Here is a 25,147-nt window from a genome sequence, read left to right on the forward strand (position 1 = left end):
GGACAGGCCTTCGCCAGACACGCCGTGAACCCATCCATGGGGGCTCGGCATTGCCATCCATGGCAATGCACGGTCTGTCAAAGGCCTGTCCACTCCTCCCCTGTTACTCTTCAGTTAACGCCTTCTGGCCATCACAATGCCATAAACAACATAGATTTTTTGGGTGAAGCCCGCAGCAACGATGGACACTTCCATGCCTGATCCACTGCAGTACGCCTTCAACAAAGTCTCGGGGCTGACTCGCCAGACCGCACTATACGCCGGTAACGCCTTTGATCGCGTATTCCGGGCCGCCAGCCTGGTGCAGGCAGGGCAGACACCGTTCGAGACCTTGTACACCGATGGGCTGGTGAGCCTGCGATACTACCCGCCGCTGGCCGAGGATTTTATCGAGTTGGACGGCGAGATGATTGATGTGGAGCGCACGCCCCACAAGACGCCCATCGTGATCGTGCCGCCACTAGCGGTGAACATGCTGATCTACGACCTGTTCCCCCAGCGTAGTCTGGTGCGGTTCCTGCGGGCCAAGAGGTTTGAGGTGTACCTGATCGACTGGGGCGTACCCACGCGCCAGCACAGTCACTACAACCTGCACACCTACGTGGCGGAGTTACTGCCGGCATACCTGAACCGGGTGCGGGAACACAGCGGTGAGCAGGAGCTGTCGTTGCACGGCTGGAGCCTGGGCGGCATGTTCACGCTGTTCTATTCTGCCCTCAGCCGCGACCAGCACATCCGCAACGCCATCGTGCTGGGTTCGCCCATCGACAGCCACGCGTCCGGCCTGATGGGTTTGATGTACCAGCGGGTCTCCGACGTCGCCGATTTCGTCCGTAAGCGCACCGGCTTCCGCCTGCATGACGTGAAACCTCATTGGTTCCACTCTCCGGGCTGGGCCAACACCATCGGCTTCAAACTCACCAACCCCATCGGCAGCGTGATGGGCTACTGGGAACTCATCGTCCGCCTGGGCGACCGCGACTTCGTCGCCAGCCACGCCACCACCTCCGCCTTCCTCGACCGAATGGTCGCCTACCCCGGCGGCATCGTGCAGGATGCCGTGGTACGCCTGTGGATCGACAACGAACTCTCCAAAGGCCAGATCCAGATCGGCGAAGACGTCGCCCGGCTGGAGAATGTAAACGCCAACTTACTTGCCATCGCCGGCGATACCGACACCCTGGCAACCCCCGGCGCGGTGAAACGCATCGAAGACCATGTCAGCTCGAAGGACGTCACCTTCCGGGTTACCCCCGGGGGCCACATGGGCATTCTGGCCGGGAGCAAGGCGCCGAAGGAAAGTTGGCTGGAGATGGCGGAGTGGTTGGCTGAAAGATCGGACTGAATCGACCTGAGCACCCGAATAAAGGACAGCCATCACGAGAGTTGAACGCGCGTCTCGGGAAGGTCAGAGGTTAGCCAAAACCCCAGGCAACTCCGAAAGACTCCGAACCACCGCATTAGGCTCAATCCCCCAATCTTCAAACACCTTCCCGGCATCCCTCTGCACCCAGATGGCCGTCAACCCCGCCGCCCGGGCACCAATCACATCCCACGCGTTGCTAGACACCAGGCACAGAGGCTTATCCATCGCCCCGGTTGCCCGTCGTGCATAGGCATACACCGCCGGGTCCGGCTTGAAGCTCTTGATGTCATCCACCGACACCAACCCCTCAAACTGATCCAGCAAATGGTTATGCCCCAGCACCTTCTCCAACGCCGGATAGGTGCCATTGGAAAAGGCAAACATCCGATACTCGCCCTGCAGGGATTCCAGTGCCGGCAACGAGTCGTCAAACGCAGGCAGGGACAGATAGGCCCCCATCAACTCATCTTCCCGCTCTCCACTTAAGCTCAACCCATGGCTGGCCATCGCATACCTTAGCGCCTGCCGGGTACAGGCCCCGAAATCCTCGTACATGCGCATCAGCCCCTTGCGAAAGGAAAACTCCAACTGTTTTTCCCGCCACTGGGCACTCACGGATTCAGCCGCATCGCCTGCGTCCTGCGCCAACAGGTCTGCCATTCCCATGGGGTCCACCAGGGTTCCGTATACATCGAACGCCAGGATCGGTTTCATCGGGTGCTCCTAAGTTTGTTCAACCAGTGTCACGACATCGTAAACCAGTCCGCATCGTTTTTTGAATGCTTACTCAAACCACCAACAACAAAGTACTCCGGAATGGGCAACCTCCCACGCCTCGGGTACACTGCTATTCATGAACCCTGTTGATACATTTAACATCGACATTCGCTCCCTCAGCACCTTCATTGCAGTGCTGGATGAGGGCAGCGTTTCTCGAGCTGCTGTGCGACTGGGCGTGAGTCAATCGGCTGTCAGCCACACCCTGGACCGATTACGCCAAGCCCTGGGCGACGCCCTGTTCGTCAAATCCGGCCGAGGCATTGTCCCCACCCGGTATGCTCTCCAGGCCGGCCCACACATTCGCCAGATACTGGACGACCTGCACTCCCTGTCTTCCGGGCCGCCGTTTGCCCCGGCCACGGCCGAGTTCACCTTCACCATCGCCGCCAACGACTATCAGCGCGACCTGCTGTTACCCGGACTGCTGTCCGTGATCCGACAAGAAGCGCCTGGCATCCGCTTGCAGGTTGTCCCCTCGGGCATTCCGACCGCCGACATGTTGCGTAAAGACTTGTGTGACTTGATTATTTCCCCTCACGCACCGGAAGCCACCGACATCATGCAGCGGGGCCTGATGGCGGATCAGATGGTGGTTTTCTACGATCCCGCCATCCGCCAGGCCTCGGAGTCCCTGGCGGATTACCTGAAGGCGGACCACATCGCCATCCTGTTTGGCACCGGTGAAAAAACGGCTTTCGAAGGTTCGTTAGCCGCCCAGGGATTGACCCGGAGAACCGCCGTAACCGTGTCCAATTTTTCCGGCCTGCCAGCCTTCCTGCAAGGCACTGACATGCTCGCAACAGCACCCAAGCGCATGAGTGAGGACTTACTGCAACAGTTTGCATGGACACCCCTACCGTTCGACTACAAGCCATTCACATTGCTGATGCTGTGGCACAAACGCAACCAGAACGACCCCGCTCACCGCTGGATTCGAAACCACGTCAACGGCGTAGCAGCGACCATCAACGGCCTCAATACCTAATTCATCTGATTTGTTCATACGTTGTATGAAATAGCTGGCCGTTATCCCAGGACAGGACGAGCGTAGACTCCCCATATCAGATTGAGCGCTGGGTGAGAGCCGGCCTTCTAAAACCGTGCGGAGCCATGGATGGCGGAGCCGAGCGTACAGGGATGTATTGACAGCGTGTTTCAGAAGGCCGGCTCTCACCCAGTGCCGTACTCCAAAGATTCCGGGATCAGTAATGCTCGCACTCACCAGTGTATGGACAACGATACTATTGGCAGCCGCTGTCGCCCTCGGGCCGCTGGCGATTGATATGTACCTGCCTTCCTTGCCCGCTATGGGAGAGGCGCTCTCGGCCAATACAGGTCAAGTACAGCTTACGCTGAGTATCTACATGGTCGGGTTCGCCCTGGCCCAGTTGGTCTGCGGCCCGCTGGCGGACCGGTTCGGGCGTAAGCCCATCATGATTGGCGGATTCCTGCTGTTTGCGATCGCCAGCGTTGTTTGTGCTCTTGCGACCAATATTGAAACACTGATCCTGTGCCGCTTCCTGCAAGCGCTTGGCGGCTCGGCCGGTCCAGTGCTGGGCCGGGCAGCCGTACGGGATATCTATTCCCCACGGGACGCCGCAAAAATCATGGCTATTCTGGCCAGCATCATGGCCCTGGCACCCGCTGTTGCACCAACTCTCGGCGGTTTTATGGTGGTCAGCCTGGGCTGGTCGTCAATTTTTCTGGCACTGGGTGGCTACGCGCTCATCATGGCTGTGGTGGTTGCAGTGGGTATTCCCGAGCCGATGCGCCCGGAAAACCGGCAATCCCTTCGCGTTAGCAGCCTATGGAAGAACTACCGGGCAATTGCCTCGGACATCAGCTTCCTGGGCTACACCCTGACCAACTCCCTGACCTTCGCCGGCCTGTTTGCGTTCCTGTCAGGCTCGTCGTTCGTGCTGATTGATTTCCTGGGCGTGGAACCCCAGCACTTCGGTCTGTTCTTCGCCTGTATCGTGGCCGGTTATATTGGCGGCAACCTCACGGCCATCCGCCTGGGCCGCTCGTTTGCGCCAGATCAGATACTGGTGCGAGGCCTGACGATATCGGTTATCGGTGGCGGCTTCATGGCCGCACTGGCAGCCTCGCAGGTTTACAACGTATGGGCAGTGGTGCTGCCACAAGCGTTGTTTATGGTCGGTGTGGGCATGGTCCTGCCTCAGACCATGGCCGGGGCCCTGGCTAATTTTCCCCAAATGGCCGGTTCGGCCTCCGCACTGTTCGGCTTCACCCAGATGGTGGTTGCAGCCATTGTGGGTGCTCTCGTGGGGCACTTCCACGACGGCACGTCACTGGTGATGGCAGGCATCATCGCTGCCTGTGCCATTGCGGCCCTCTGCAGCTACCTGCTAATGGTCCAGCGCCATCCGGCTCCCGGATTTGAGCCCGCCTGAAACCAACTTAACTCGACTCCCGGATGAAAAAACATCCAAAATGGGCTACACAGAGTAAGCTGTTAAATACAAATCCATTAGACCAGTATCAGGGAGTTCCAAATGAGCAACGTCACACTCGGCGGCAATCCAATCACCGTGAGCGGCACCCTTCCGCAAACCGGCGACACCGCCCCCAACTTCACCCTAACCACTCAGGGCCTGGAAGACGTCACCCTCGACAACTGGGCTGGTAAGCGCAAAGTTCTGAATATTGTCCCCAGCGTAGACACCCCGACCTGCGCCACCTCCACCCGTAAGTTCAATGAAAAAGCCAGCAGCCTGGACAACACGGTGGTGCTGGTCATTTCTGCCGACCTGCCCTTCGCCGCCGGTCGATTCTGTGGTGCCGAAGGCCTGGAAAATGTCACTACCCTTTCCAGCTTCCGAAACTACAGCTTCCAGGAAGATTACGGTGTTGCCATCCAGGACGGGCCACTTGCTGGCCTGACCTCCCGCGCAGTGGTGGTTCTGGACGAGAACAACAAGGTTCTGCACAGTGAGCTGGTTGGTGAGATCAAGGAAGAACCGAATTACGAAGCCGCTCTTTCGGCGCTTTGATTCCCAGCACTCCGACTTACTGAAAGCGACTCCGTAATCGATGTGCGAAGGCCGGGGCGCCTTCCCCAGACCGTGCATTGCCAGGGATGGCAATGCCGAGCCCCCATGGATGGGTTTACGGCGTGTCTGGGGAAGGCGCCCCGGCCTTTGCACCCACTCACAAACCGATAGCTGCTAGAATCGCCCACCAAGCAAAACACCTGGAACAGAAGCCACCAACGTGACGAACGCCACCCCACAAGCCAGCCTGCCGCGCCAGTTGTTCACCATGACCTGGCCCATGCTCTTCGGCGTACTGTCACTGATGACCTTCCAACTCGTCGACAGCGCCTTTATTGGCCAACTCGGCCGCGACCCACTGGCCGCACTGGGCTTCACACTGCCCATGCAGCAGCTCATCATCGGCCTGCAGGTGGGCCTTGGCATCGCCACCACCGCCATCATCTCCAGAACACTAGGCGCCGGCGACCAACTCCGTGCTGAACGCCTGGGCGGTCTCGTCGTCACCGTGGGCGCCACTCTGGTGATTATCCTGTGTATCGCCCTCTGGCTGCTGCAAACCCAAATCATGGCTGGCCTGGGTGCCGAACAGAGCCTGCTGCCGCTGATCCGCAGTTACTGGATACCCTGGCTACTCTCCGCCTGGACCGGCGCCATGCTCTACTTTGGCTACAGCGTGTGCCGCTCCCACGGCGACACCAAACTCCCTGGCTATATGATGGTCGCCACCAGCGTGGCAAACATCGCCCTGGACCCGTTGTACATCTTCGTTTTCGGGTGGGGCCTGCAAGGCGCTGCCCTGGCAACCGTGACCGCCTTCGGTATCGGTTGCCTGTTTATCTACCCCAAACTGCTGCGCTCTGGCTGGATACGCTTCGACCTTTCCCAGCTGGCCCTCGGCAAGGCACTGAAACAACTGAATGGCATCATGGCCCCGGCCATGGTCAGCCAGCTGATGCCGCCAGCCTCGGCCATGTTCGCGACCGCCATGGTGGCTGGCTTTGGCTCCGCCGCCGTCGCGGCCTGGGGCCTGGGCACTCGCCTCGAGTTCTTCTCCATTGTAGTGGTGCTGGCACTGACCATGTCGATGCCGCCCATGATTGGCCGCATGCTTGGGGCCGGTGAGCTTGCGCGGATTCGCGTTCTCGTGCGATTGGCGGTTCGTTTTGTGGTGGTGTGGCAACTGGCCATTGGGTTGATCTGGCTTTTAGCGTCAGGAGTGGTCTCAGAGCTGTTTACCAGCGATCGAGCCGTCAGCGATGTGTTGGGCAGTTATCTGGTTCGGGTGCCGCTGAGCTATACCGGCCTGGGCATCTGCATGCTGATGGTGTCGGTGTGCAATGCGCTGGGGCTTGCCATGCGGGCGCTGCTGGTGTCGGTCCTGCGGTTATTCCTTTGCTTTCTGCCGCTGCTTTGGCTCGGCTCACAGCTCGGCGGTATCAACGGCCTGATGAGCGGTGCGCTGGTTGGCAATCTGATGGCAGGTGTCATGGCCTACCTGTTCTACCGGCAAGGCATCCGAAAGCTGGCACTCCAGGACTAAATACTAATCGCCGAAGCGTGCGCGGAAACTCTCTGGCATCGGCACAACCGATTTGCGCTGGTAATTGAAGAACACGAAACCGTACTTGGCCAGGGCCACGGGTTGACCGCTCTCCGCCTTGGTTACGCGGAATACGAAATCCCCGCCGTATTTGTTGAAGTCCATCAGCCCCACTTCAAAGCGGAGCATCTCCGGAAAGAACGATTCCGATTGGTACATCGTTGCCAGGTCGGTCACGATAATACCCACGCCGTTTTTGTCGGCTTCCTCGACACCATAGTTCACCAGGAATTGTGCCCTGGCTTCAGACAGCATGGAGATTAACGCATCGTTTCCCAGATGGTTGGCTCCATTGATATCGGTGATCCGAACCGGCATCTTGGTTTCAAAATAAAAGGCGTTATCCGGAAAAGAGAGCTTGATGCGAGCCAAGTCGGCGTTCCTGTGTGGGGGAATTTTCTGTAAACCCAATGATACTTGGTTGTAACCATGCCGACACCCCGAGACAGCAGACCGCACATTGGTTATCTTGGGAGTTATTTTCGGCGCGTCTGGCTTTAGAGTCGCAGGGATAGGGATGGCCTTTTCAAAACACGCTCAAGCACATCCATGTGACGCTTGGGCTCCGCCATCCATGGCTCCGCACAGTTTTGAAAAGGCCATCCCGATCCCCGCTCAGGAATCTGGCGCGCACCACTATGTGAAAACAACGGACACTCCATGGATATTCGCCCTGCTGCTACGCTGGTTTTGACCAAAGACACCGACGAAGGTCCGAAAATACTGTTGCTGCAACGAACCTGGGACGCGGTATTCATGCCGGGCTATTTTGTCTTTCCCGGTGGTTCTGTCGACAATCAGGAAAACAATGGGCGGGCCCACGCAATCGGGCGGGCTGACACTGAAATCAGCCAGACAATGGCCATGGATGAGGGTGGCGCCGACTACATGCTTGCGGCTGTCCGGGAGTGTTTTGAGGAAGCCGGCATTCTGTTAGCCGTTGATGAAAAAGGTGCTGCGCTGACTCAGGACCATCCCATTCACAGCGACCGCGAAGCTCTGTTTAAAGGTGAGTTAACCCTGGCGGAACTGTGCCATCGCTATAACCTCACCATTCCCCTGGACCGTCTGGGCTACCTCGGGCACTGGGTGACACCGCCGGGACCTCCCCGGCGCTTTGATACCCGCTTCTTCATTGCAGTGGCACCGGAAGGGCAACGGGCAAGTCATGACGGCAATGAAACCATTGACCACGTATGGCTGAGCCCGTCGGAAGCCCTGGAAGATCATCGCAGTGGCCGCCGCCTGCTAGGGTTACCAACCATTGGGACGCTGCGGATACTGGCGGAGTTCGGCACCACGGAAGCCCTCATGCGCTATGTCCATGCTAATCCGCCGGAGCCCTATCCCAACAAGCCGTGGCCGGCGGTCAAGAAAGACAGGACCACGATGCTGGAGCCGGGGGCACCCGCATATGACGAAGCGGTCAAGCTGGACCCGGAGGGTGCAGGCTCTACACACGCGGACATTGTTCCCGGGGAACCGGTGGAGGTGGCGGCCGGTGTGGTTCGCCTGACAGCTCCAAACCCGGGAATGATGACCGGCCCCGGCACCAACACCTATGTGCTTGGCCACAAACGGTTTACGGTACTGGACCCCGGCCCGGACGACGCAACGCATATTGAGCGCATTCTGGAATTCACTGGTGGAGCGATTGATCAAGTGGTGGTCACTCATACCCACCAGGACCACTCGCCGGCAACAGTGGCACTGAAGGCAAGAACCGGCTGTCGCGTTTACGGCCAGCCGGCTCCCGAAGGCCCGGCCCAGGACCAGACGTTTTCGCCGGATGTAGAGCCGGTGAATGGTGACCTGATCGTCACCGAGGCTGGCACCCTGAAAGCCCTTTACACCCCGGGGCATGCCTCCAACCATCTTTGCTATCTGCTCCTGGAGCAAGAGCTGCTGTTTTCTGGAGACCACATCATGCAGGGCTCCACCGTGGTCATTAATCCGCCAGACGGTGACATGAAGGCCTACCTGGAGTCGCTGTACGACCTGCTGGCCGAGTCCGTGCGTTACATAGCGCCTGCCCACGGTTTCCTGATGGCACGCCCCGAATCGGTGATCGATTATCTCATCACGCATCGTCTGGCACGGGAGCACAAGGTTGTCAGGGTGCTGAAAAGCCTCGCCCCGGCCAGCCTGAAAGATCTGACCGTAAAGGCCTATGACGATGTTCCAGCGGCGATCCATGGCGTCGCCGCCCGCTCCGCGCTGGCGCACCTGCTAAAACTGGAGGCAGATGGCCGGGCTGCGCGAGAAGGCGACATCTGGCGCACCACTCCCGACATTTGAAACCCGCCCCTCACAGACACTTGGTTCCTGCTCAGGGGCGGCCTATTTTTTCGCGATGATCCAGACGGCGTGCACGATACCGGGAATGTAACCGAGAATGGTCAACAGGATGTTGATCCAGAAGTGCTTGCCAATCCCCACCTGTAAAAAGACGCCCAACGGCGGTAACAAAATCGCAACCAGAACTCGCAAAAGATCCATACAGTTTATCCTCCATCGAACGTATAACGGATACAGAACTGCAATCCGCATCCTGTAACCTCTTTGAATAGGTCATTTTGCGGAATTACACAACGAGTTCATGAAAGTGGCATTAAACCTTTGTCACAGCCGTATTCATGAAACAATGGGGTCTCTATCCTTGTACCGTTTTCACAGATCGGACAACGAGCCTCAAACTGGCTGAAGACTCGAGAGGAATTATGCTGTATCGCTGGCTGACACATCTGTTTCGCGCTGGCCTGATGTTTACCCTGACTGGCAGCCTGGTCGCAATCCCTGCCGTCTACGCAAACAAGTCCGATGACTCCGATAACACGGAGATGCTCGTCGCGGAGCTTGCCGAGGACGAGAGTGTTGAGGATGTCGAGCATTCGGAACCCTTGCGCTCGTCTGAACCGAAAAAGAATAGCGGTAAAGCAGACACCACTCAGAAATCCGATGAGGAGCTCGCCTCACAGGATAAAACACCAGATTCCACGGCAGAACCGGCCGTGGAAGAAGTGGCCCCCAATGTTGATTTAAAGGAGGTGGCGCCGCCTCCAAAGCCCGCCGAACCAGCGGAGTCGAAGACTTCGGAGCCCGAACCTTCGAAGCCCGACGCAACGGCGGATCAGCCCAAACCCACTGCCCAGGGCGCAGACCCCGCAACGGCAACCGATGAAAACGGCGTGGAAGAGTCTGCTGAGGTGACGGAACCCGAAAAGGCCACCAGCCTGAAAATGCTCGGTGCCGAGGTTCTGCCCGGAACCTCAACTCGCCTGGCCTGGTCCCCTGCCATCCAGATTGCCGGCCTGTCGCAACCAACACCGGTTCTGGTGGTCAATGGCTCCAAACCCGGCCCTAACCTATGCCTGACCGGGGCCGTTCACGGTGATGAACTCAACGGCATCGAGATCATCCGCCGCATTATGTACGACCTGGAGCCAGACAAGCTCTCCGGCCGGGTGATCGGCATTCCCATCGTCAACCTGCCGGGTTTCCAGCAAGGCAGCCGCTACCTGCCCGACCGCCGTGACCTCAATCGTCACTTCCCCGGCAGCACCGATGGCAGCCTGGCGGACCGCATTGCCCACTCGCTGTTCGAGAACGTAATCCGTCATTGCGACATGTTGGTGGATATCCACACCGGGTCTCTCAAGCGCACCAACCTGCCCCAACTGCGTGCAGACATGAACAACCCGGAAGTGGCGGAACTCACCCGTGGATTTGACCGCATGGCAGTCGTCCACAGCACCGGCACCACCGGCATGCTTCGTCACGCCGCTGTCGAAGCCGGTATCCGGTCCGTCACCATGGAGGCGGGTGAATCACTGCGAATCCAGGAGCACCAGATCAAGGCCGGGGTGAACAGCCTGACCAGCCTGATGGACAAGGAAGGCATGATTTCAAGGATGTTCGTCTGGGGAGATCCGGAACCCGTCTATTACGATTCCGAGTGGATACGGGCCGAACACGGCGGCATTCTGTTCAGCGAAACCAAGCTGGGGGCCAAGGTTTCTGAAGGTGAAATCCTGGGTTATGTTTCAGACCCCATCACCAACGCCCAGCATCCCATCCGCGCCCGCAGCAGCGGCCGAATTATCGGCATGGCGGTGGATCAGGTGGTCATGGCCGGTTTTGCGGCCTATCACGTCGGCACAGAAGCGGAAGTGCCGGGAGAATAAAAAATGGGGTCAGAGCAAGCTCTGACCCCATCTTATCGTTCAACTGTCAGGATACTAAACGCAACCGTTCAGGCTGAACGGCGGCGGGCACGCAGCCCCATACCGAGAAGACCGAGGCTCAGGATGGCCAGAGTTCCAGGCTCTGGTACTTCGCTGGCTTCAGAAATCAGTTCAATCTTCGCCTTAACCTTGGAGCCGTAGCTGCCCAGCCCAAAGATGCCTTCGTTAAAAGTGGTGTCGAGGAGGGACACACGAAGCAGACCATCGCCCAATGCGCCAAACACCAGGTCAAGCGAACCGTTCCAGGACAGCACACCTTCCTGGTAAAGGCCAAAGAGTACGGAATCTCCGGAGGTGTTCCCGTTGACCGAGCCACTCATCAGTTCCGGTGCTGTGAAGTTGAAATCGACGGAAATCGGTTTGGCGACTTTGTCATCGCTGTTGACCGTGCCTTCAGTCGTCCAGATTTTGAACAGATTAAAGGTCGTACTTTCACCGGCATTCAGATCAAAAGAAAACGGGTTGGCTGCATAGTCTGCAGAATCAACAACCAGTCCGGGGTCTGAATCATTCAGGTTGACCTGATAGCTGGCAGAAATCATTGCCGCGCTTGCCAATGCAGGCAGGCACATTGAAATCAGTAGTGCAATGGTGAGTTTAAGATGTCGCATAGCTGCTCCCTGGGTTATCCCACATTTCATTCGTTTTACTGCCCCGCCATACAGGCACCTGCTATACCAACATCTGAATTTCCAATCTAAAACAAGAATCTATATTGAATCCTGCATTTATCCAGCAGCGGGCTTGTAAGAAATCCTGACACCCAATCAGACAGTCACCAGCCGGATACGATCAACCAATATCTCCACTACCACTTTGGTAACAAGGCATTAGCTCGCAGGGCGTAGTATCCTTCGGGCTTCCGAACCAGATCAGAAACCCAAAAACCCTGACAGGAGTCGGTGTGCCCTCAGAAACCCCGAAACCACTATGGCTGGCCTACACCGGCCTGGTCCTGACCCCGTTGTTCTGGGCGGGCAACGCCGTGGTGGCCAAAAGTGTGGTTGGCGAGATTCCTCCCCTGTCCATGTCGTTCTGGCGCTGGGTGATTGCCCTGACGATACTCCTGCCCTTCGGGCTGCCGGGGGTCTGGCGCCAGCGCCGGGTCATCCGCGAACACGCACTGTCGATACTGGCACTCGCCACGTTCAGTGTGGCGGCGTTCAACTCGCTGCTTTATTTTGCCGCGGTGACCACCACGGCCACTAACATCGCGCTGATTAACGCCACCATACCCATCATGGTGGCGTTACTGGCCTGGTTGCTGTTGGGAGATCGCACACGCCCCATTCAGGCTCTCGGAATCGGGCTGGCGGTACTGGGCATCCTGGCGGTTGTGGCGCGGGGGGACCTCTCGGTACTGACCGGTTTGCGGGCGCAACCCGGTGATCTGATCATGGTACTGGCGGTATCCAGTTGGGGCTTGTTCTCAGTACTGCTTCGCCGCCAAGCGGTACCATTGCCACCGCTGACCTTTCTGACCGTCCAGATCGCCTGCGGCACTATGGTGATCTTGCCGTTTTTCCTGGTGGACCTACTGTTCTTCTCAGGTGGATTCGAGCTGAACGCATCAACCGCGCTGCCCATGATGTATTTTGCAATCTTCCCCGGTATTCTGGCTTACGCGTTCTGGAATCATGGGGTGCATCGGATTGGTCCTGCAAAAGCGGCCATCTTCATGTACCTCACCCCTGTATTTGCGTCGGTGATGGCGGGCATTTTCCTCGGGGAACGCCTGGGCCTGTTCCATGTTATTGGCGGCCTTCTGATTCTGGCCGGACTGTTCCTGGCCACCCGAACCACCGAACTTCGCCGCAAATACCGTTGAGCACCCAACAACAAATATCGACAAGGCAGGCATTCATGGTCAATGGCATGACAAGGCGCTTCAGATGGGCCGGCGTACTGATACTGGCGGCTTTCAACACCCCAGCGGTCGCTGCCCCCTGCGATCCTGAGGAAAATACCTGGATACCGAGCCGCTATTACCCACCGGGACAGACGGTCTTTCACCAGGGTGACTGGTACCAGTCCCGCGAACTCCACGAGGGTAAAACACCCGGTGCGGATTTCGAATGGGAAAGACTGGCGTCAGTGCCTGATTGCGGCGTCGGTCGTGATGACAGCAACGTTGCTGAGCGCCAATCGGAAGGTGGGGTGAACCACCAACCTCAGGCACCGGCCGACGCCGGCGAAACGCCCGTAAAAACGCCCAACGAGCGCCCACAGGCCTGCAAAGAACCCGGGCGATGGAGCTTTGGCGGCAGCTATACCGTGGGCCAGATGGCCATACACGAAGGGCAGACTTACCGCGCCATACGCCCCAGCAACGGCCAGATGCCAGCCATGAGCCAGCCGCCTCACTGGCAGCCGGTAGACGATCCCTGCAGTAACGGCGCTGAAAACGCCGACTGATCCGGTTATTTATTCAGCGCCTGCCGGATCTGCTCCAGGGCCGTCTCCAGAACCCGGCGCGGGCAACCAATATTCATACGCATGAACCCGCTGCCGGGCTCACCGAAGGTGATGCCCGGGTTCATGCCAATACCCGCTTCCTGCACAAAGAACCGTTTCAGTTCCGCGTCGCTCATGCCCAGGCCCCGGCAGTCCAGCCACAACAAGTAGGTGCCCTCCGGCTCCGTTACCCGGATGTCAGGCAGGTGTTGGCGGATGTAGTCCATCACCCTGTCACGATTGCCTTGCAGGTAGATCATGAGTTCGTCCAGCCATGGGCCACCCTGGCGATACCCGGCCTCGAAGCCGGCGATACTGAAGGGATTGCACTGGTTCATGTGCATGGTGTCGAACACGTCTTTCAATAACTTCCGATACTCTGGATTTCTCACCACCAGCGCCGACAAGCCCAGACCGGGCATATTGAAGGATTTACTGGGCGCTACGGTGGTAATCAGGGCCTGTTCCTCATCGGCCAGTTTCGCCAGTACATGATGGGCGGGCTTGTCCGGATAGGTGAGGTCGCAATGAATCTCATCCGACAGCACCACCAGGTTGTGGCGCCTGGCAATGGCCAATACCTCCCTGAGCTCGCTTTCGCTCCACACCCTTCCCACCGGGTTATGGGGCGAGCACAGCAGCAACACTCTGGCATCGCCCCGCGCTGCACAGGCCTCAAGGTGTTCGAGATTCATCTGATAACGGCCATCCACCTGTTCCAGCGGGTTTTCAATCACCGCACGACCGGTTTTCCGAATGGCACTGAAGAAAGGCGGGTAAACCGGAGGCTGTATTATCACCCCTTCACCTTCGCCGGCAAACGCCAGTGCCGCCGCGTGCAGCGAAGGCACCACCCCCGGAGCCATCATTAACCATTCCCGCTCAATGACCCAGCCATGCCGATGTTCAAACCAGTCAATCACCGACTGGTACAGGCTCTCCGGAAACAGTGTATAACCGTATACCGGGTGCCTTGCCCGTTCTTCCAGAGCCCTGGTCACCGCTTCCGGCGCTGGAAAGTCCATATCCGCCACCCACAGGGGGATAACGTCATCTTTGCCGAATACCGCTTTGCGGGCGTCAAATTTTACGGAACAGGTGTTTTCCCGCTCAACAGGCTGGTCAAAGGTCTCAGGCACAAGTGGCTCTCCGCTAGGATGGTGAGTTAGGCAAGGTTATTCTGTGGCAGTCGTTACAATCCGTGCAAGTTGGGCGCTGCTTCCCCAGCTTATGGAAGGGGTTATCTTTGGTCGCAAGGCCACAGGTTTTACTTGCCTGGAACCCGGTATAATTGCGAACCTAACGAGTTATTTGCTTACCCTGATCGACCCTCGGAGCCCCTGAATGCTTGCCCAGATCCTGTCCACGATGTTGCCGGTCTTTCTGATCGCCGGTTGTGGTGCCCTTTACGGCCGATATCGCACTCCAGACATCAAAGGCTTGAACACCCTCAATATGGAGCTGTTCGTCCCCATGCTGGTGTTCGCGGTTCTGGCTGATCAACAGGCTCCGCTGCAGGATTACACCAGCCTGGCTCTGGCGGCAACGGTGGTCGTTCTGGGTTCCGGCATCGTGCTCTATCCGCTGGCCAGAATTCTGAACCTGAACCTTAAAACCTTCCTGCCGCCGATGATGTTCAACAATTCCGGCAACATGGGCATTCCCGTACTGGTATTTGCGTTCGGCGAGGCAGCCCTGCCCGCGGCCGTTGTCCTATTTGTCGTGGAAATGCTGCTGCACTTTACGGTGGGCATCTACATGCTGGACCCGCACACGTCGATCATCAGACGGCTTCGCATACCCGTTATTGCGGCAAGCATCGCCGGCCTTACCGTCAACTTCGGTGGCGTACCCATGCCACAATGGCTGCTGGAAACCCTGAACATGCTAGGCGGAGTGTGTATCCCGCTCATGCTCTTTACGCTTGGTGTTCGCATGCTGGATGTGGATTTCAGCGACTGGAAACTCGGGGTTCTGGGCGCTATTTCCGCGCCTGCATCCGGGTTGATTCTTGCCTGGCCAATGATAGCGATTCTGGATCTGCCGGGCCTGCAGATAGCTGCTTTGTGGGTCTTCGCCGCCATGCCCTCTGCTGTGTTGAACTACATGCTGGCGGAGCAGTATCAACAGGAACCTCATAAAGTAGCCTCACTGGTGCTTATGAGTAACCTCGGAAGCCTTGTGGTGATGCCGATTGTGCTGGGCCTGGTCTTTACAGCCGGCTATGTATGAACCGCTTCAGATAACGATCAATGTCGGAATCCTCGCCGATGCGTCAAGATCACTAACGCAAGCGCTTGCAACCTCTCTGGCTTTGGCCGAAGGTAAGAACGATTCAGGTTGAATTTCTTCTCGATATGGAGATCCGCCCATGAGTGTTCTGCTTCTACTGATCAGTGCGCTGGTACTGATCTACCTTGGCATCGGCGGCACCACTGCCGCCACCGTGCTTGTGATTGCAACGGTCGTCGGGCTGTTTCAGGATGGCTGGCACATCCTCAGTATACTGTTTGGTGGCGGGCTGCTTGCCCTCAGCCTGGTACTGGTGTTGCCAGGTGACCTGCGGCGCGAGAAGTTCAGCGCTCCGTTGCTGAACTGGGTGCGCGGTCGGCTCCCGAAGCTCTCGGATACCGAGGCCGAGGCCCTGCGCTCAGGCACTGTAGACTGGGATGGCGAGCTTTTCTCCGGGCAACCCAAGTGGTCGAAACTGCTCGATGCCAAACCGGCCCACCTCTCCAGCGAAGAACAGGCGTTCCTCGACGGGCCGGTCGAGAAGCTTTGCGGCATGCTGGACGACTGGAAAATCACCCACGAAGAGTACGACCTGCCCAACAAGGTCTGGAAGTTCATTCGCGAGAATGGCTTCTTCGGGTTGATGATTCCCAAGGAACAGGGCGGCAAGGGCTTTTCCCACACCGCCCACTCCGAGATCGTGATGAAGATTTCCACCCGCAGCGTATCCGCCGCTGTGACCGTCATGGTGCCCAACTCGCTTGGCCCGGGCGAGCTGCTGATGGAATACGGCACCGATGCCCAGAAAGAACATTACCTGCCCCGGCTGGCCGGCGGCGAGGAAATCCCCTGCTTTGCACTGACGTCGCCGGTCGCCGGTTCTGACGCCGGCGCTATTCCGGACAAGGGCATCGTCTGTAAGGGCCAGTGGAATGGCGAGGAAGTACTGGGCCTGAAAGTCACCTGGAACAAGCGCTACATCACACTGGCACCGGTGGCGACGCTGATTGGCCTGGCTATCAAGGTCTACGACCCGGACAAACTACTGGGCGACTCCGACGACATCGGCGTTACCTGCGTGATGGTTCCACAGGACCTTGAAGGGGTTCACTCCGGCGCCCGTCACCTGCCAATGAATACCGTGTTCATGAACGGTCCGACCTGGGGCAACGACGTGTTTATCCCCATGGATCAGGTGATTGGCGGCCAGGACATGTTGGGCAAAGGCTGGAAAATGCTGCTGGAATGCCTGTCCATCGGCCGTTCCATCTCCCTGCCCGCACTGGGTACCGGCGCTGGCAAAGTGGCCAGCATGGCCACAGGTTCCTATGCCCTGACCCGGGAACAGTTCGGCCGCTCCATCAGCCAGTTTGAGGGGGTTCAGGAAGCGCTGGAGCCCATCGCCGGCTACACCTACATGATGGATGCCGCCCGATTACTGACATCCGGCATGCTGGACCGGGGTGTACGCCCCTCCGTGCCGTCAGCGGTGCTCAAGTACCGCAATACCGACTTGATGCGCACGGTGATCAACCATGCCATGGACGTGGTTGCCGGCCGCGGTGTTATTACCGGCCCCCGCAACTTCCTGGCCAGGGCGTACCAGGCGGTGCCCATCGGCATCACGGTGGAAGGCGCAAACATCCTGACCCGCAGCCTGATGGTGTTCGGCCAGGGCGCCATCCGTTGTCACCCGTTTATTGTTGAAGAAATCGAAGCAGCGGGCATGGACGATAAAAAGGCGGCGGTCGAGAAGTTCGACGGCATCTTCTACCGCCATATCGCCCACACCACCCGCAATGCGTTACGCTCGTTAGTGCTGGCACTGAGCGGCGGCTTGCTGGAAACCGTGCCCCGCCAGGGTAACATCCAGTCCAGCTATCGCCAGCTTGCCCGGTTCTCGGCCGCGTTTGCCCTGATGACCGACGTCACCCTGCTGACGGTTGGTGGCGGCCTCAAGGCACGTCAGCGCCTGTCCGGGCGGATGGCGGACTGCCTTGTACACCTGTATTACGCCACGGCGGTGATCAAGCAATGGCACGAGGAAGGCTACCCGGAAGACCAGCGGCCGTTGGTGGAATGGTGCCTTCAGACCAGCCTGCGCGACCTCAAGACATCCATGCGTGAGCTGATCATCAACTTCCCGGTTCCGCTGTTGCGCTGGCCGCTGCGGATGCTGGTGTTCCCTCTGGGCGCCACCGGCCTCAACGGCCCGGACGACGCCTTGGGTACGGAGGTGGCCGCCAGCATTGTGAACGATACGCCGCTGCGCCAGCGCATCAGCCGTGGCAGCTATATCAATACCGATCCGGACGATCCTTTGGGCCGTGTACTGAACGCCTACCGGCTGGCCAATGAAACCAAGGACATGCGCGATCGCCTGCATGAAGCCCTGCGCAATCGGGATGAAGACGAGCTGGGCGGTATCGACCTGCTGATGGGGCACCAGCGTAAGGAACTGGTGGACTGGGCCTGCGAGCAGGGCGTTGTTCAGAAAGACGAATGCGACAAACTTCTTGAGGCACTGGAAGCGCTCTACGATGTCATCCGCGTGGATGCCTTCGAAGCCGACGGGCTGAAAGCCCTGTCCCGGTGTGCCAAAGGTAAGCGCAAAGTGGTCGAACGCCCGCCACGGGACGAAGAATAACCACTGGAATAACCACTAAAGGCACGCCCTGAGCGGGGCGTGTCTCCCCCACTGTTCCCCTCTCCCATTCTTGACAGAATCCACATTCGCCAACTATTACTGAATGTCGGTTCAAATAGCTGTATTTGCGACCTTTCAAAAAACCAGCTGTCACAACAACGAATAAAAACACGCGGCATCAGCGCCGCTCACCTGAATTGAAAGGGGTGTCTTTCCGTGGAAGAGCAGGCTGTAGGCGAGCAGACACAACCATCCTCAACCATCCTTGAAACCAGGAACCTGACCAAGGATTTCAAAGGCTTTACCGCCATCAGTGACGTCAGCATCAACGTCAAGACAGGCTCCATACATGCGTTGATAGGCCCGAACGGGGCCGGCAAAACGACGTTTTTCAACCTGTTGACCAAATTCCTCAAGCCCAGCGCCGGGCAGATTATCTACGCTGGCAAAGACATTACCAACGCACGCCCCGCGGGTATTGCCCAGCAGGGGCTGATTCGCTCTTTTCAGATTTCGGCGGTATTTCCCCACCTGTCTGCCCGCGAGAACGTTCGGGTCGCCCTGCAACGCAAGTTGGGCATTTCCTATCACTTCTGGCGGCCGGTACGAATTCTTGATCAACTGAATGAAGAAGCGCAGGCCACCCTGGAACAGGTCGGCCTGGGGCCCTTTGCCGATACCAAGGCGGTGGAACTCGCCTACGGACAGAAGCGGGCGCTGGAGATTGCCACCACCATTGCACTCAAACCCAGGCTCATGCTGCTTGATGAACCCACCCAGGGCATGAGTTCAGAGGACGTAGGCACGGTCACCGAGCTGATTCGCAAGGTGGTGGATGGCAGAACCATCGTGATGGTTGAGCACAACCTCAATGTGGTGTCCACGCTGGCCGACACCATCACCGTCCTGAACCGCGGGGAGGTGTTGGCTGAAGGCAACTACGACACGGTATCGACCAACCCCGCCGTCATGGAAGCCTACATGGGAACCACCGATGCAGCCTGATCAACGCCCGGAAATGCTCAAAATCGAGAATCTTCACGCTTGGTACGGCGAATCCCACATTCTCCATGGCCTCGATCTGACTCTGCGGGAAGGCGAGGTAATTACCCTGCTTGGCCGCAACGGGTCCGGACGCACGACCACGCTCAAGTCGATTCTGGGGCTGGTCAGCAAACGCACCGGCTCCATCAAGATCCACGGCACCGAAATCATCAACATGCCCACCCACCGCATTGCCCACGTTGGCAAGCTGGGGTATTGCCCCGAGGAGCGGGGGATTTTTGCGTCTCTCAACGTGGACGAGAACCTGGAGCTGCCCCCAGTGGTGGCCGATGGCGGGATGTCCGCGGACGAGATCTACAAAATGTTCCCGAATCTTGAAGAGCGCCGCAAAAGCCAGGGCTCCAAGCTCTCCGGAGGCGAGCAACAGATGCTGGCCATTGCCCGCATCCTTCGTACCGGCGCCAATCTCCTGTTACTGGACGAGATCACCGAAGGGCTTGCGCCGGTTATCCTCAAATCCCTGGATGATGTCATCCGCAAACTGCGTGACCGGGGATTCACCATCATTCTGGTTGAGCAGAACTTCCGCTTTGCCGCTCCGCTGGCCGACCGACACTATGTGATTGAGCACGGACGAGTGGTTGAGCAGATAGAAGCGGCCGATCTCGAGGCCAAGAAAGAGCAGTTGAACAGGCACCTGAGTGTCTGAACCCGAATCTAATAACAAAAGGAATCCCACCATGTTCAAGCACTGGAAATCTGGACTGGCAGGCGCCGTGGCAGCGGCTACCCTGGCAATGCCCCTCACGGCAGCGGCCGAGCTGACCGACGGAAAAGTAAAAATCGGTGTCCTCAGTGACATGTCCGGCGTTTACAAGGCCCTCGAAGGGCCGGGCGCGGTGACTGCCGCCAAAATGGCGGTCGAGGATTTTGGCGGTTCGGTGATGGGCAAACCCATTGAGATTATTTCAGCGGATCACCAGAACAAACCGGATATCGGCGCCAGTACCGCCCGGGAATGGATCGATGCGGACGAAGTCGACATGATCACCGCACTCGACAACTCATCCGTTGCCTTATCCGTTCAGGGCCTGGCCAACGACAAGAAAATCATCACTATGAACACCGGCGCCGGCACCACAGCACTGACAGAAGAACAGTGCACGCCTTACGGTATTCACTACGTCTACGACACCCACGCGTTGCCGGTTGGTACTGCTACGGCGATGGTCAAGAACGGCGGTGAAAGCTGGTTCTTCATTACCGCCGATTACGCCTTCGGCCACTCTTTGCGGGACAACACCGGCGCCGTGGTGGAAAGTCTCGGTGGCGAGGTGGTCGGTAACGTCAATGCGCCACTGTCCACCAACGATTTCTCCTCCTACCTGCTCCAGGCCCAGTCTTCCGGAGCCGATGTCATTGGCCTGGCCAATGCCGGCCAGGACACAGTGAACGCCATCAAACAGGCCAACCAGTTCCGCATCGTGCAGGGCGGACAGAAACTGGCCGGCATGCTGGTGTTCATCACCGACGTCCACAGCATGGGGCTGGACATTGCCCAGGGCCTGCAGTTCACCACGGCCTTCGTGTGGAACCAGAACGACGAGACCGAAGCCTGGTCCCGCCGCTTCTATGAACGCCACAACGCCATGCCCACCATGGTTCATGCCGGCGTTTACTCGGCGGTCACCAATTACCTGAAAGCAGTCAAAGCCACCGGTTCTGACGACAGCGATACCGTTCGTGCCGAACTGGGCGACATGACCCTTAACGACATGTTCGTGAAAGGGGGCAAGATTCTGCCCAACGGCTCCATGCTCCACGACATGTATCTGGTGGAAGTGAAGAAGCCGGACGAAGCCAGTGAGGAATGGGACCTGCTGCGGGTAGTCTCGAAGATCCCTGCGGATCAGGCCTACATCTCGCTGGAAGACACCAAGTGTTCGCTGGTTAACTAACCACACCGATTAACCACTGCTTCAGGGGAGATAGCCAACGTGTCGATGCAGGTCATACTGGCCCAGGCGCTGCTTGGGCTGAATGTGGGTGTGTTCTACGCCATGTTGAGTCTCGGGCTCGCGGTGATATTCGGGCTGCTGAATATCATCAACTTTGCCCACGGTGCCATGTACATGCTGGGTGCCTTTATCGCACTGATTGGCTACTCTCTGCTGGAGCAGTGGTTCGGTATCAGCCTTCAGATCGGATTCTGGGCGTCACTGCTGGTGGCGCCCGTGATCGTCGGTATTCTGGGGGTGACCATTGAACGCTTCATGCTCAAGCGTCTCTATGACCTTGACCACATCTATGGCCTGTTGCTGACGTTCGGTATCACGCTGATCCTGCAGGGCCTGTTTGCCAACTACTTCAACGTCTCCGGCACACCCTATCCCGGGCAACCGGAGAGCCTCAGTGGCGTAGTAAACCTCGGGTTCATGTACTTCCCGACCTACCGACTGTTCGCCATCATTTTCTCGCTGGTGGTCTGTTTTGCCACCTGGTACGTCATCGAACACACCAAGCTGGGTTCACGGCTGCGCGCCGGTGTCGAGAACCCGGACCTGACCCAGGCATTTGGCCTGAATGTGCCACTGATGATCACCCTCACCTTCGCCTTCGGGGCCGGACTCGCCGGCCTGGCAGGTGTACTGGCCGCGCCGATCTATTCGGTCAGCCCGTTAATGGGAGCGGACCTGATCATCGTCGTGTTTGCCGTCGTGGTGATCGGCGGCATGGGCTCGATTATGGGAGCCATTCTATCCGGACTTGCGCTGGGCTTGATTGAGGGCCTTACCAAAGTGTTTTACCCGCCAGCGGCCAGCACCGTGATCTTCTTCCTAATGGTGCTGGTGCTGTTGTTCCGCCCTGCGGGCTTATTCGGTAAGGAGAAGTAAGGCCATGATCAACCGCGTTCTGTTTATCATCATGCTGGTCGCCGGCCTTGGCGCGCCCTTCTATGCCTACCCGGTCTTTGTGATGGACCTGCTGTGCTTCGCGCTCTTCGCCTGCGCCTTCAACCTGCTGCTCGGCTACGCCGGCCTGTTGTCGTTCGGGCACGCCGCGTTCTTCGGCGGTGCCGCGTACATCACCGGTTATGTGACCAAAGAGTGGGGATTCGGGCCGATATTCGGCATTCTTGCCGGCACCGGATTTGCGTTGATTCTCGGCACGATATTCGGTTTCCTCGCCATCCGCCGACAGGGCATCTACTTTGCCATGGTGACCCTGGCGCTGGCGCAGATCATCTACTTTCTGGCGCTTCAGATGCCGTTCACCGGAGGTGAAAACGGTCTCCAGGGCATTCCCCGTGGCGAACTCTTCGGCTTCATCAGCCTCAACAACGAAATCGCCATGTACTACTTTGTGTTTGCGGTATTCATGATTGGTTTCGCCATTATCCACCGAACCATCAACTCCCCCTTTGGCGAGGTGCTCCAGGCCATCCGGGAAAACGAATCCAGAGCACTCTCGCTCGGTTACGACGTCGACCATTTCAAGCTACTGGCGTTTATCATTTCCGCCACACTCGCCGGAACCGCCGGTGCCACAAAAGCCGTGATATTCCAGTTTGCGGCATTAACCAACGCGCACTGGCAAACCTCCGGGGAAGTCATCCTGATGACACTGGTGGGAGGCCTTGGCACCATATTCGGGCCAGTACTGGGTGCGATTACCGTCGGCGCCCTGAGCCATGAACTGTCGGCATTCGGCTCCTGGGTACAGGTGATCCTGGGGACTGTGTTCGTCGTCTGCGTGATGGTATTCCGCCGCGGCATTGTCGGTGAAATACAGCATCGGCTGCTGAAGAAAAAAGCGGATAAATAGGCCGCCGGGGCTCGTTACTCGCCCCGCAAGCCGCCGCGGATAGCCTCATCCACCAGCCAGCGACGCAACACCTGCAATCCGCGCTCCCGCCGACGGCTGGTTTTCCAGGCGAAATAGAACTTGTCGCCCGTCATCACCGAGTGACTGGGCAAACGGACAAAATCGCCGGAATCCTGCCGTGTGCTCAGCATGTAATCGTTGGTCAGCGCGATGCCCTGATGAAAACGGGCCGCCTCCAGAGCCAGCAACATGTGGCTGAAATGCTGTATCCGCGCCGTACCGGGAATTTTCTGATCCACCGCCCGATACCAGGCCTCCCAGTCACCGGCCGCCTTGTCGAAGATGCTGTGGGTAGAAAGCAACGGAAACCGTGACACCTCCTCTGGCGACAACTCTGGCTCATCCCTTCCCTCAACCTCTGAATCCCGGCCCAGTTCCCGACGGATGCGCTGCCAGTAATCCTGGCTGCACACCGGAAACAGCCGCTCGGTATACAGCAACTCATAACTGAATGCCGCGGAAGACGGCTTGATGGTGATAAAACAGTCCGCCACCCGGTCGGACAGCACCGGGTTCTCACTGCTCATCTCCAGGGAAAGATCCAGTTGCGGATACTCCCGCTGCAAATCCGGCAACCGCGGCACCAGCCAGCGCACCGCAAATGAACTGAACACCGACAGCCGCAACCGCGACTCCTCATGGCCCAGCAACTGCTCACTTACCCGCTCTATCTGCAACAACGCCGACCCCACGCCATCCAGATACTGCCGGCCTTCGTCGGTCAACGTCAGAGTGCGGCCACTGCGCCAGAACAGTTTCTCACCGAGATAGGTTTCCAACTGCTTGATCTGGTGACTGACCGCACTTTGACTGACCGCCAGCTCCTCCGCCGCCAGCGAAAAGCTGTTCAGCCGGGCAACGGCTTCGAAGACGGGTAGGGCTTTGAGAGGTGGAAGCTTCATTATCTAAATTTCTAATGATAAGTGATTAAAGATCATTTTATCGGATAGTAATACACCACTAGACTCACCATCACAAGATTCAGGGAGCCCTGCACACCACCCTTTCCAAAACTGTACGGAGCCATGGATGGCGAAGTCCAAGCGTCACATGAATGTGCCGAAGGAGCGTGTTTTGGAAAGGGTGGTGTGCAGGGCGACAACTCCGATGTCGGAGCAAAACCAAGAGGAGCCGAAATCATGTCAGGCAAAACCGTAAACAGTGCAATCCTTCTGCTGGTGATCGGCAACGCCATGGCATTGATCAGCGATGTGTTCATCAAACTGCTGGAACCCGGCGCCCCCGTATTCCAGTTTGCCTTCCTGCGCTGCGTCATCACCCTGTTGCTGCTACTGCCCCTGGCCGGCCAACTCAACCGGAAACACCTGTTTTCCGGTATCAAGGTCCACGCCGTGCGGGCCCACATACACCTGGCTGGCATCCTGTGCATGGTTGTTGCCCTCGGCAATCTGCCGCTGGCCACCGCCAACGCCGTGTTCTACGCAGCTCCCATCCTGGTCATGGTGCTGTCCGTCATGCTGTTCCGGGAAAAGCTGACCCCGCTGAGCGTCTTTGCCGTCTTCAGCGGATTTGGCGGCATCGTCGTTATCCTGCGGCCAGTAGAATTCAACTGGGCGGCCATCGCCGCACTGGCCTCCGCCTTTGCACTGGCCATCAACGCCGTCATGGTTCGTAAACTGCCGAAGCAGCAGTCCACCGTTCACAAGCTGTTCCTGAATTACGCGCTGATCATCCCGGCCGCCGGCGCACTGGCCTTATGGGAAGGCGCCGCCTGGGACAGCTCCATACTTATCAGTGCACTGGGATCTGCCCTGTTTATTCTGGGCTACAACATCACCGTGTTGCTGGCCTACCAGCAGGTGGATGCCAACCAGGTGACCAGCGCCGAATACACCGGCCTGATCTGGGCAGTCGGCATTGGCTGGGTCTGGTTCTCCGAAGTGCCGGACCTCTGGT

General features: G+C 58.2%; 23 protein-coding genes. 17 read left to right on the forward strand and 6 right to left on the reverse strand.

Annotated elements, in window-relative coordinates:
* Window positions 1-193 precede the first annotated feature (193 nt).
* Entirely contained in the window at window positions 194-1,345 is a 1,152-nt protein-coding gene (locus tag ACTRWH_RS02810) for an alpha/beta fold hydrolase (RefSeq protein ID WP_462825858.1), read from the forward strand.
* A 63-nt stretch (window positions 1,346-1,408) separates the two neighbouring features.
* On the opposite strand, the gene ACTRWH_RS02815 is transcribed toward ACTRWH_RS02810, so the two are convergent.
* Window positions 1,409-2,080, reverse strand: coding sequence for a haloacid dehalogenase type II (locus tag ACTRWH_RS02815; protein ID WP_462825859.1), 672 nt, complete (start codon window positions 2,078-2,080; stop codon window positions 1,409-1,411).
* 139 nt (window positions 2,081-2,219) lie between these two features.
* On the opposite strand from ACTRWH_RS02815, the gene ACTRWH_RS02820 reads away from it, so the two are divergent.
* From ACTRWH_RS02820 to ACTRWH_RS02835, 4 genes are all read left to right on the forward strand, one after another.
* The gene (locus tag ACTRWH_RS02820; RefSeq protein ID WP_462825860.1) at window positions 2,220-3,131 is read left to right on the forward strand and encodes a LysR substrate-binding domain-containing protein; all 912 of its coding nucleotides are present in this window, start codon (window positions 2,220-2,222) and stop codon (window positions 3,129-3,131) included.
* A 223-nt stretch (window positions 3,132-3,354) separates the two neighbouring features.
* Window positions 3,355-4,560 carry a Bcr/CflA family multidrug efflux MFS transporter gene (locus ACTRWH_RS02825; RefSeq protein ID WP_350035186.1) on the forward strand — a complete coding sequence of 402 codons (1,206 nt, stop codon included), beginning with the start codon at window positions 3,355-3,357 and terminating at the stop codon, window positions 4,558-4,560.
* Window positions 4,561-4,662: 102 nt separating this feature from the next.
* Window positions 4,663-5,160 (forward strand): thiol peroxidase, encoded by a 498-nt coding sequence (tpx, locus tag ACTRWH_RS02830; RefSeq protein WP_007155738.1) that lies wholly within the window; start codon window positions 4,663-4,665, stop codon window positions 5,158-5,160.
* A gap of 268 nt (window positions 5,161-5,428) precedes the next feature.
* Window positions 5,429-6,703 (forward strand): MATE family efflux transporter, encoded by a 1,275-nt coding sequence (locus tag ACTRWH_RS02835; RefSeq protein WP_051947109.1) that lies wholly within the window; start codon window positions 5,429-5,431, stop codon window positions 6,701-6,703.
* A gap of 3 nt (window positions 6,704-6,706) precedes the next feature.
* Here the strand turns inward: ACTRWH_RS02835 and ACTRWH_RS02840 are convergent, their stop codons facing one another.
* A complete protein-coding gene (locus ACTRWH_RS02840) occupies window positions 6,707-7,135 on the reverse strand; it encodes a thioesterase family protein (RefSeq protein WP_036211464.1) in 429 nt (142 codons plus the stop codon).
* Window positions 7,136-7,423: 288 nt separating this feature from the next.
* Here ACTRWH_RS02840 and ACTRWH_RS02845 point away from each other — a divergent pair, with 288 nt between their 5' ends.
* Window positions 7,424-9,061 (forward strand): MBL fold metallo-hydrolase, encoded by a 1,638-nt coding sequence (locus tag ACTRWH_RS02845; RefSeq protein ID WP_462825861.1) that lies wholly within the window; start codon window positions 7,424-7,426, stop codon window positions 9,059-9,061.
* 42 nt (window positions 9,062-9,103) lie between these two features.
* Here the strand turns inward: ACTRWH_RS02845 and ACTRWH_RS02850 are convergent, their stop codons facing one another.
* On the reverse strand, window positions 9,104-9,262 hold the full coding sequence (locus tag ACTRWH_RS02850) for a YqaE/Pmp3 family membrane protein (protein ID WP_007155136.1): 159 nt from the start codon (window positions 9,260-9,262) through the stop codon (window positions 9,104-9,106).
* A 221-nt stretch (window positions 9,263-9,483) separates the two neighbouring features.
* Between ACTRWH_RS02850 and ACTRWH_RS02855 the strand changes: the two genes are divergently transcribed.
* The gene (locus ACTRWH_RS02855; protein WP_462825862.1) at window positions 9,484-10,947 is read left to right on the forward strand and encodes a succinylglutamate desuccinylase/aspartoacylase family protein; all 1,464 of its coding nucleotides are present in this window, start codon (window positions 9,484-9,486) and stop codon (window positions 10,945-10,947) included.
* A gap of 68 nt (window positions 10,948-11,015) precedes the next feature.
* Here ACTRWH_RS02855 and ACTRWH_RS02860 read toward each other — a convergent pair whose 3' ends face one another.
* Window positions 11,016-11,618: a PEP-CTERM sorting domain-containing protein gene (locus ACTRWH_RS02860; protein ID WP_075194673.1), complete on the reverse strand. Its 603-nt coding sequence runs from the start codon at window positions 11,616-11,618 to the stop codon at window positions 11,016-11,018.
* A 293-nt stretch (window positions 11,619-11,911) separates the two neighbouring features.
* On the opposite strand from ACTRWH_RS02860, the gene ACTRWH_RS02865 reads away from it, so the two are divergent.
* Both ACTRWH_RS02865 and ACTRWH_RS02870 read left to right on the forward strand, forming a co-directional pair.
* A complete protein-coding gene (locus tag ACTRWH_RS02865; RefSeq protein ID WP_036211473.1) occupies window positions 11,912-12,835 on the forward strand; it encodes a DMT family transporter in 924 nt (307 codons plus the stop codon).
* A gap of 47 nt (window positions 12,836-12,882) precedes the next feature.
* Window positions 12,883-13,422, forward strand: a complete 540-nt coding sequence (locus ACTRWH_RS02870; RefSeq protein ID WP_317307511.1) for a carbohydrate-binding protein — start codon at window positions 12,883-12,885, stop codon at window positions 13,420-13,422.
* Between the two features lie 5 nt (window positions 13,423-13,427).
* Here the strand turns inward: ACTRWH_RS02870 and ACTRWH_RS02875 are convergent, their stop codons facing one another.
* Window positions 13,428-14,600 (reverse strand): PatB family C-S lyase, encoded by a 1,173-nt coding sequence (locus ACTRWH_RS02875; protein ID WP_462825863.1) that lies wholly within the window; start codon window positions 14,598-14,600, stop codon window positions 13,428-13,430.
* A 205-nt stretch (window positions 14,601-14,805) separates the two neighbouring features.
* Here ACTRWH_RS02875 and ACTRWH_RS02880 point away from each other — a divergent pair, with 205 nt between their 5' ends.
* The 7 genes from ACTRWH_RS02880 (at window position 14,806) to ACTRWH_RS02910 (ending at window position 23,170) form a co-directional block, all read left to right on the forward strand.
* Window positions 14,806-15,693 carry an AEC family transporter gene (locus ACTRWH_RS02880; RefSeq protein WP_036211478.1) on the forward strand — a complete coding sequence of 296 codons (888 nt, stop codon included), beginning with the start codon at window positions 14,806-14,808 and terminating at the stop codon, window positions 15,691-15,693.
* A gap of 139 nt (window positions 15,694-15,832) precedes the next feature.
* Entirely contained in the window at window positions 15,833-18,340 is a 2,508-nt protein-coding gene (locus ACTRWH_RS02885) for an acyl-CoA dehydrogenase (RefSeq protein WP_041332969.1), read from the forward strand.
* A gap of 216 nt (window positions 18,341-18,556) precedes the next feature.
* Window positions 18,557-19,345: an ABC transporter ATP-binding protein gene (locus ACTRWH_RS02890; RefSeq protein WP_007155128.1), complete on the forward strand. Its 789-nt coding sequence runs from the start codon at window positions 18,557-18,559 to the stop codon at window positions 19,343-19,345.
* Entirely contained in the window at window positions 19,335-20,054 is a 720-nt protein-coding gene (locus ACTRWH_RS02895; protein WP_041332967.1) for an ABC transporter ATP-binding protein, read from the forward strand. Before ACTRWH_RS02890 ends, ACTRWH_RS02895 begins: the two co-directional genes overlap by 11 nt.
* A 31-nt stretch (window positions 20,055-20,085) precedes the next feature.
* Window positions 20,086-21,303, forward strand: a complete 1,218-nt coding sequence (locus ACTRWH_RS02900) for an ABC transporter substrate-binding protein (protein WP_462825864.1) — start codon at window positions 20,086-20,088, stop codon at window positions 21,301-21,303.
* Between the two features lie 45 nt (window positions 21,304-21,348).
* On the forward strand, window positions 21,349-22,239 hold the full coding sequence (locus ACTRWH_RS02905) for a branched-chain amino acid ABC transporter permease (protein WP_036211490.1): 891 nt from the start codon (window positions 21,349-21,351) through the stop codon (window positions 22,237-22,239).
* Between the two features lie 4 nt (window positions 22,240-22,243).
* Complete coding sequence (locus ACTRWH_RS02910; protein ID WP_007155124.1) at window positions 22,244-23,170, forward strand: branched-chain amino acid ABC transporter permease; 927 nt, start codon at window positions 22,244-22,246, stop codon at window positions 23,168-23,170.
* A 14-nt stretch (window positions 23,171-23,184) separates the two neighbouring features.
* Here ACTRWH_RS02910 and ACTRWH_RS02915 read toward each other — a convergent pair whose 3' ends face one another.
* Window positions 23,185-24,132, reverse strand: coding sequence for a LysR family transcriptional regulator (locus tag ACTRWH_RS02915; RefSeq protein ID WP_075194667.1), 948 nt, complete (start codon window positions 24,130-24,132; stop codon window positions 23,185-23,187).
* Between the two features lie 237 nt (window positions 24,133-24,369).
* Here ACTRWH_RS02915 and ACTRWH_RS02920 point away from each other — a divergent pair.
* The coding region (locus ACTRWH_RS02920; RefSeq protein WP_462825866.1) for an EamA family transporter at window positions 24,370-25,147 on the forward strand (778 nt) is incomplete at its 3' end.

Source organism: Marinobacter sp. G5_S1_61_S3, from assembly GCF_054968585.1.

What these genes read in the sequence shown, in the direction of transcription:
- ACTRWH_RS02810 (WP_462825858.1), top strand. Translation starts at nt 194, where the DNA reads ATGCCTGATCCACTGCAGTACGCCTTCAACAAAGTCTCGGGGCTGACT.
- ACTRWH_RS02815 (WP_462825859.1), bottom strand. Translation starts at nt 2,080, where the DNA reads ATGAAACCGATCCTGGCGTTCGATGTATACGGAACCCTGGTGGACCCC.
- ACTRWH_RS02820 (WP_462825860.1), top strand. Translation starts at nt 2,220, where the DNA reads ATGAACCCTGTTGATACATTTAACATCGACATTCGCTCCCTCAGCACC.
- ACTRWH_RS02825 (WP_350035186.1), top strand. Translation starts at nt 3,355, where the DNA reads ATGCTCGCACTCACCAGTGTATGGACAACGATACTATTGGCAGCCGCT.
- tpx (WP_007155738.1), top strand. Translation starts at nt 4,663, where the DNA reads ATGAGCAACGTCACACTCGGCGGCAATCCAATCACCGTGAGCGGCACC.
- ACTRWH_RS02835 (WP_051947109.1), top strand. Translation starts at nt 5,429, where the DNA reads ATGACCTGGCCCATGCTCTTCGGCGTACTGTCACTGATGACCTTCCAA.
- ACTRWH_RS02845 (WP_462825861.1), top strand. Translation starts at nt 7,424, where the DNA reads ATGGATATTCGCCCTGCTGCTACGCTGGTTTTGACCAAAGACACCGAC.
- ACTRWH_RS02850 (WP_007155136.1), bottom strand. Translation starts at nt 9,262, where the DNA reads ATGGATCTTTTGCGAGTTCTGGTTGCGATTTTGTTACCGCCGTTGGGC.
- ACTRWH_RS02855 (WP_462825862.1), top strand. Translation starts at nt 9,484, where the DNA reads ATGCTGTATCGCTGGCTGACACATCTGTTTCGCGCTGGCCTGATGTTT.
- ACTRWH_RS02860 (WP_075194673.1), bottom strand. Translation starts at nt 11,618, where the DNA reads ATGCGACATCTTAAACTCACCATTGCACTACTGATTTCAATGTGCCTG.
- ACTRWH_RS02870 (WP_317307511.1), top strand. Translation starts at nt 12,883, where the DNA reads ATGACAAGGCGCTTCAGATGGGCCGGCGTACTGATACTGGCGGCTTTC.
- ACTRWH_RS02880 (WP_036211478.1), top strand. Translation starts at nt 14,806, where the DNA reads ATGCTTGCCCAGATCCTGTCCACGATGTTGCCGGTCTTTCTGATCGCC.
- ACTRWH_RS02885 (WP_041332969.1), top strand. Translation starts at nt 15,833, where the DNA reads ATGAGTGTTCTGCTTCTACTGATCAGTGCGCTGGTACTGATCTACCTT.
- ACTRWH_RS02895 (WP_041332967.1), top strand. Translation starts at nt 19,335, where the DNA reads ATGCAGCCTGATCAACGCCCGGAAATGCTCAAAATCGAGAATCTTCAC.
- ACTRWH_RS02900 (WP_462825864.1), top strand. Translation starts at nt 20,086, where the DNA reads ATGTTCAAGCACTGGAAATCTGGACTGGCAGGCGCCGTGGCAGCGGCT.
- ACTRWH_RS02905 (WP_036211490.1), top strand. Translation starts at nt 21,349, where the DNA reads ATGCAGGTCATACTGGCCCAGGCGCTGCTTGGGCTGAATGTGGGTGTG.
- ACTRWH_RS02910 (WP_007155124.1), top strand. Translation starts at nt 22,244, where the DNA reads ATGATCAACCGCGTTCTGTTTATCATCATGCTGGTCGCCGGCCTTGGC.
- ACTRWH_RS02915 (WP_075194667.1), bottom strand. Translation starts at nt 24,132, where the DNA reads ATGAAGCTTCCACCTCTCAAAGCCCTACCCGTCTTCGAAGCCGTTGCC.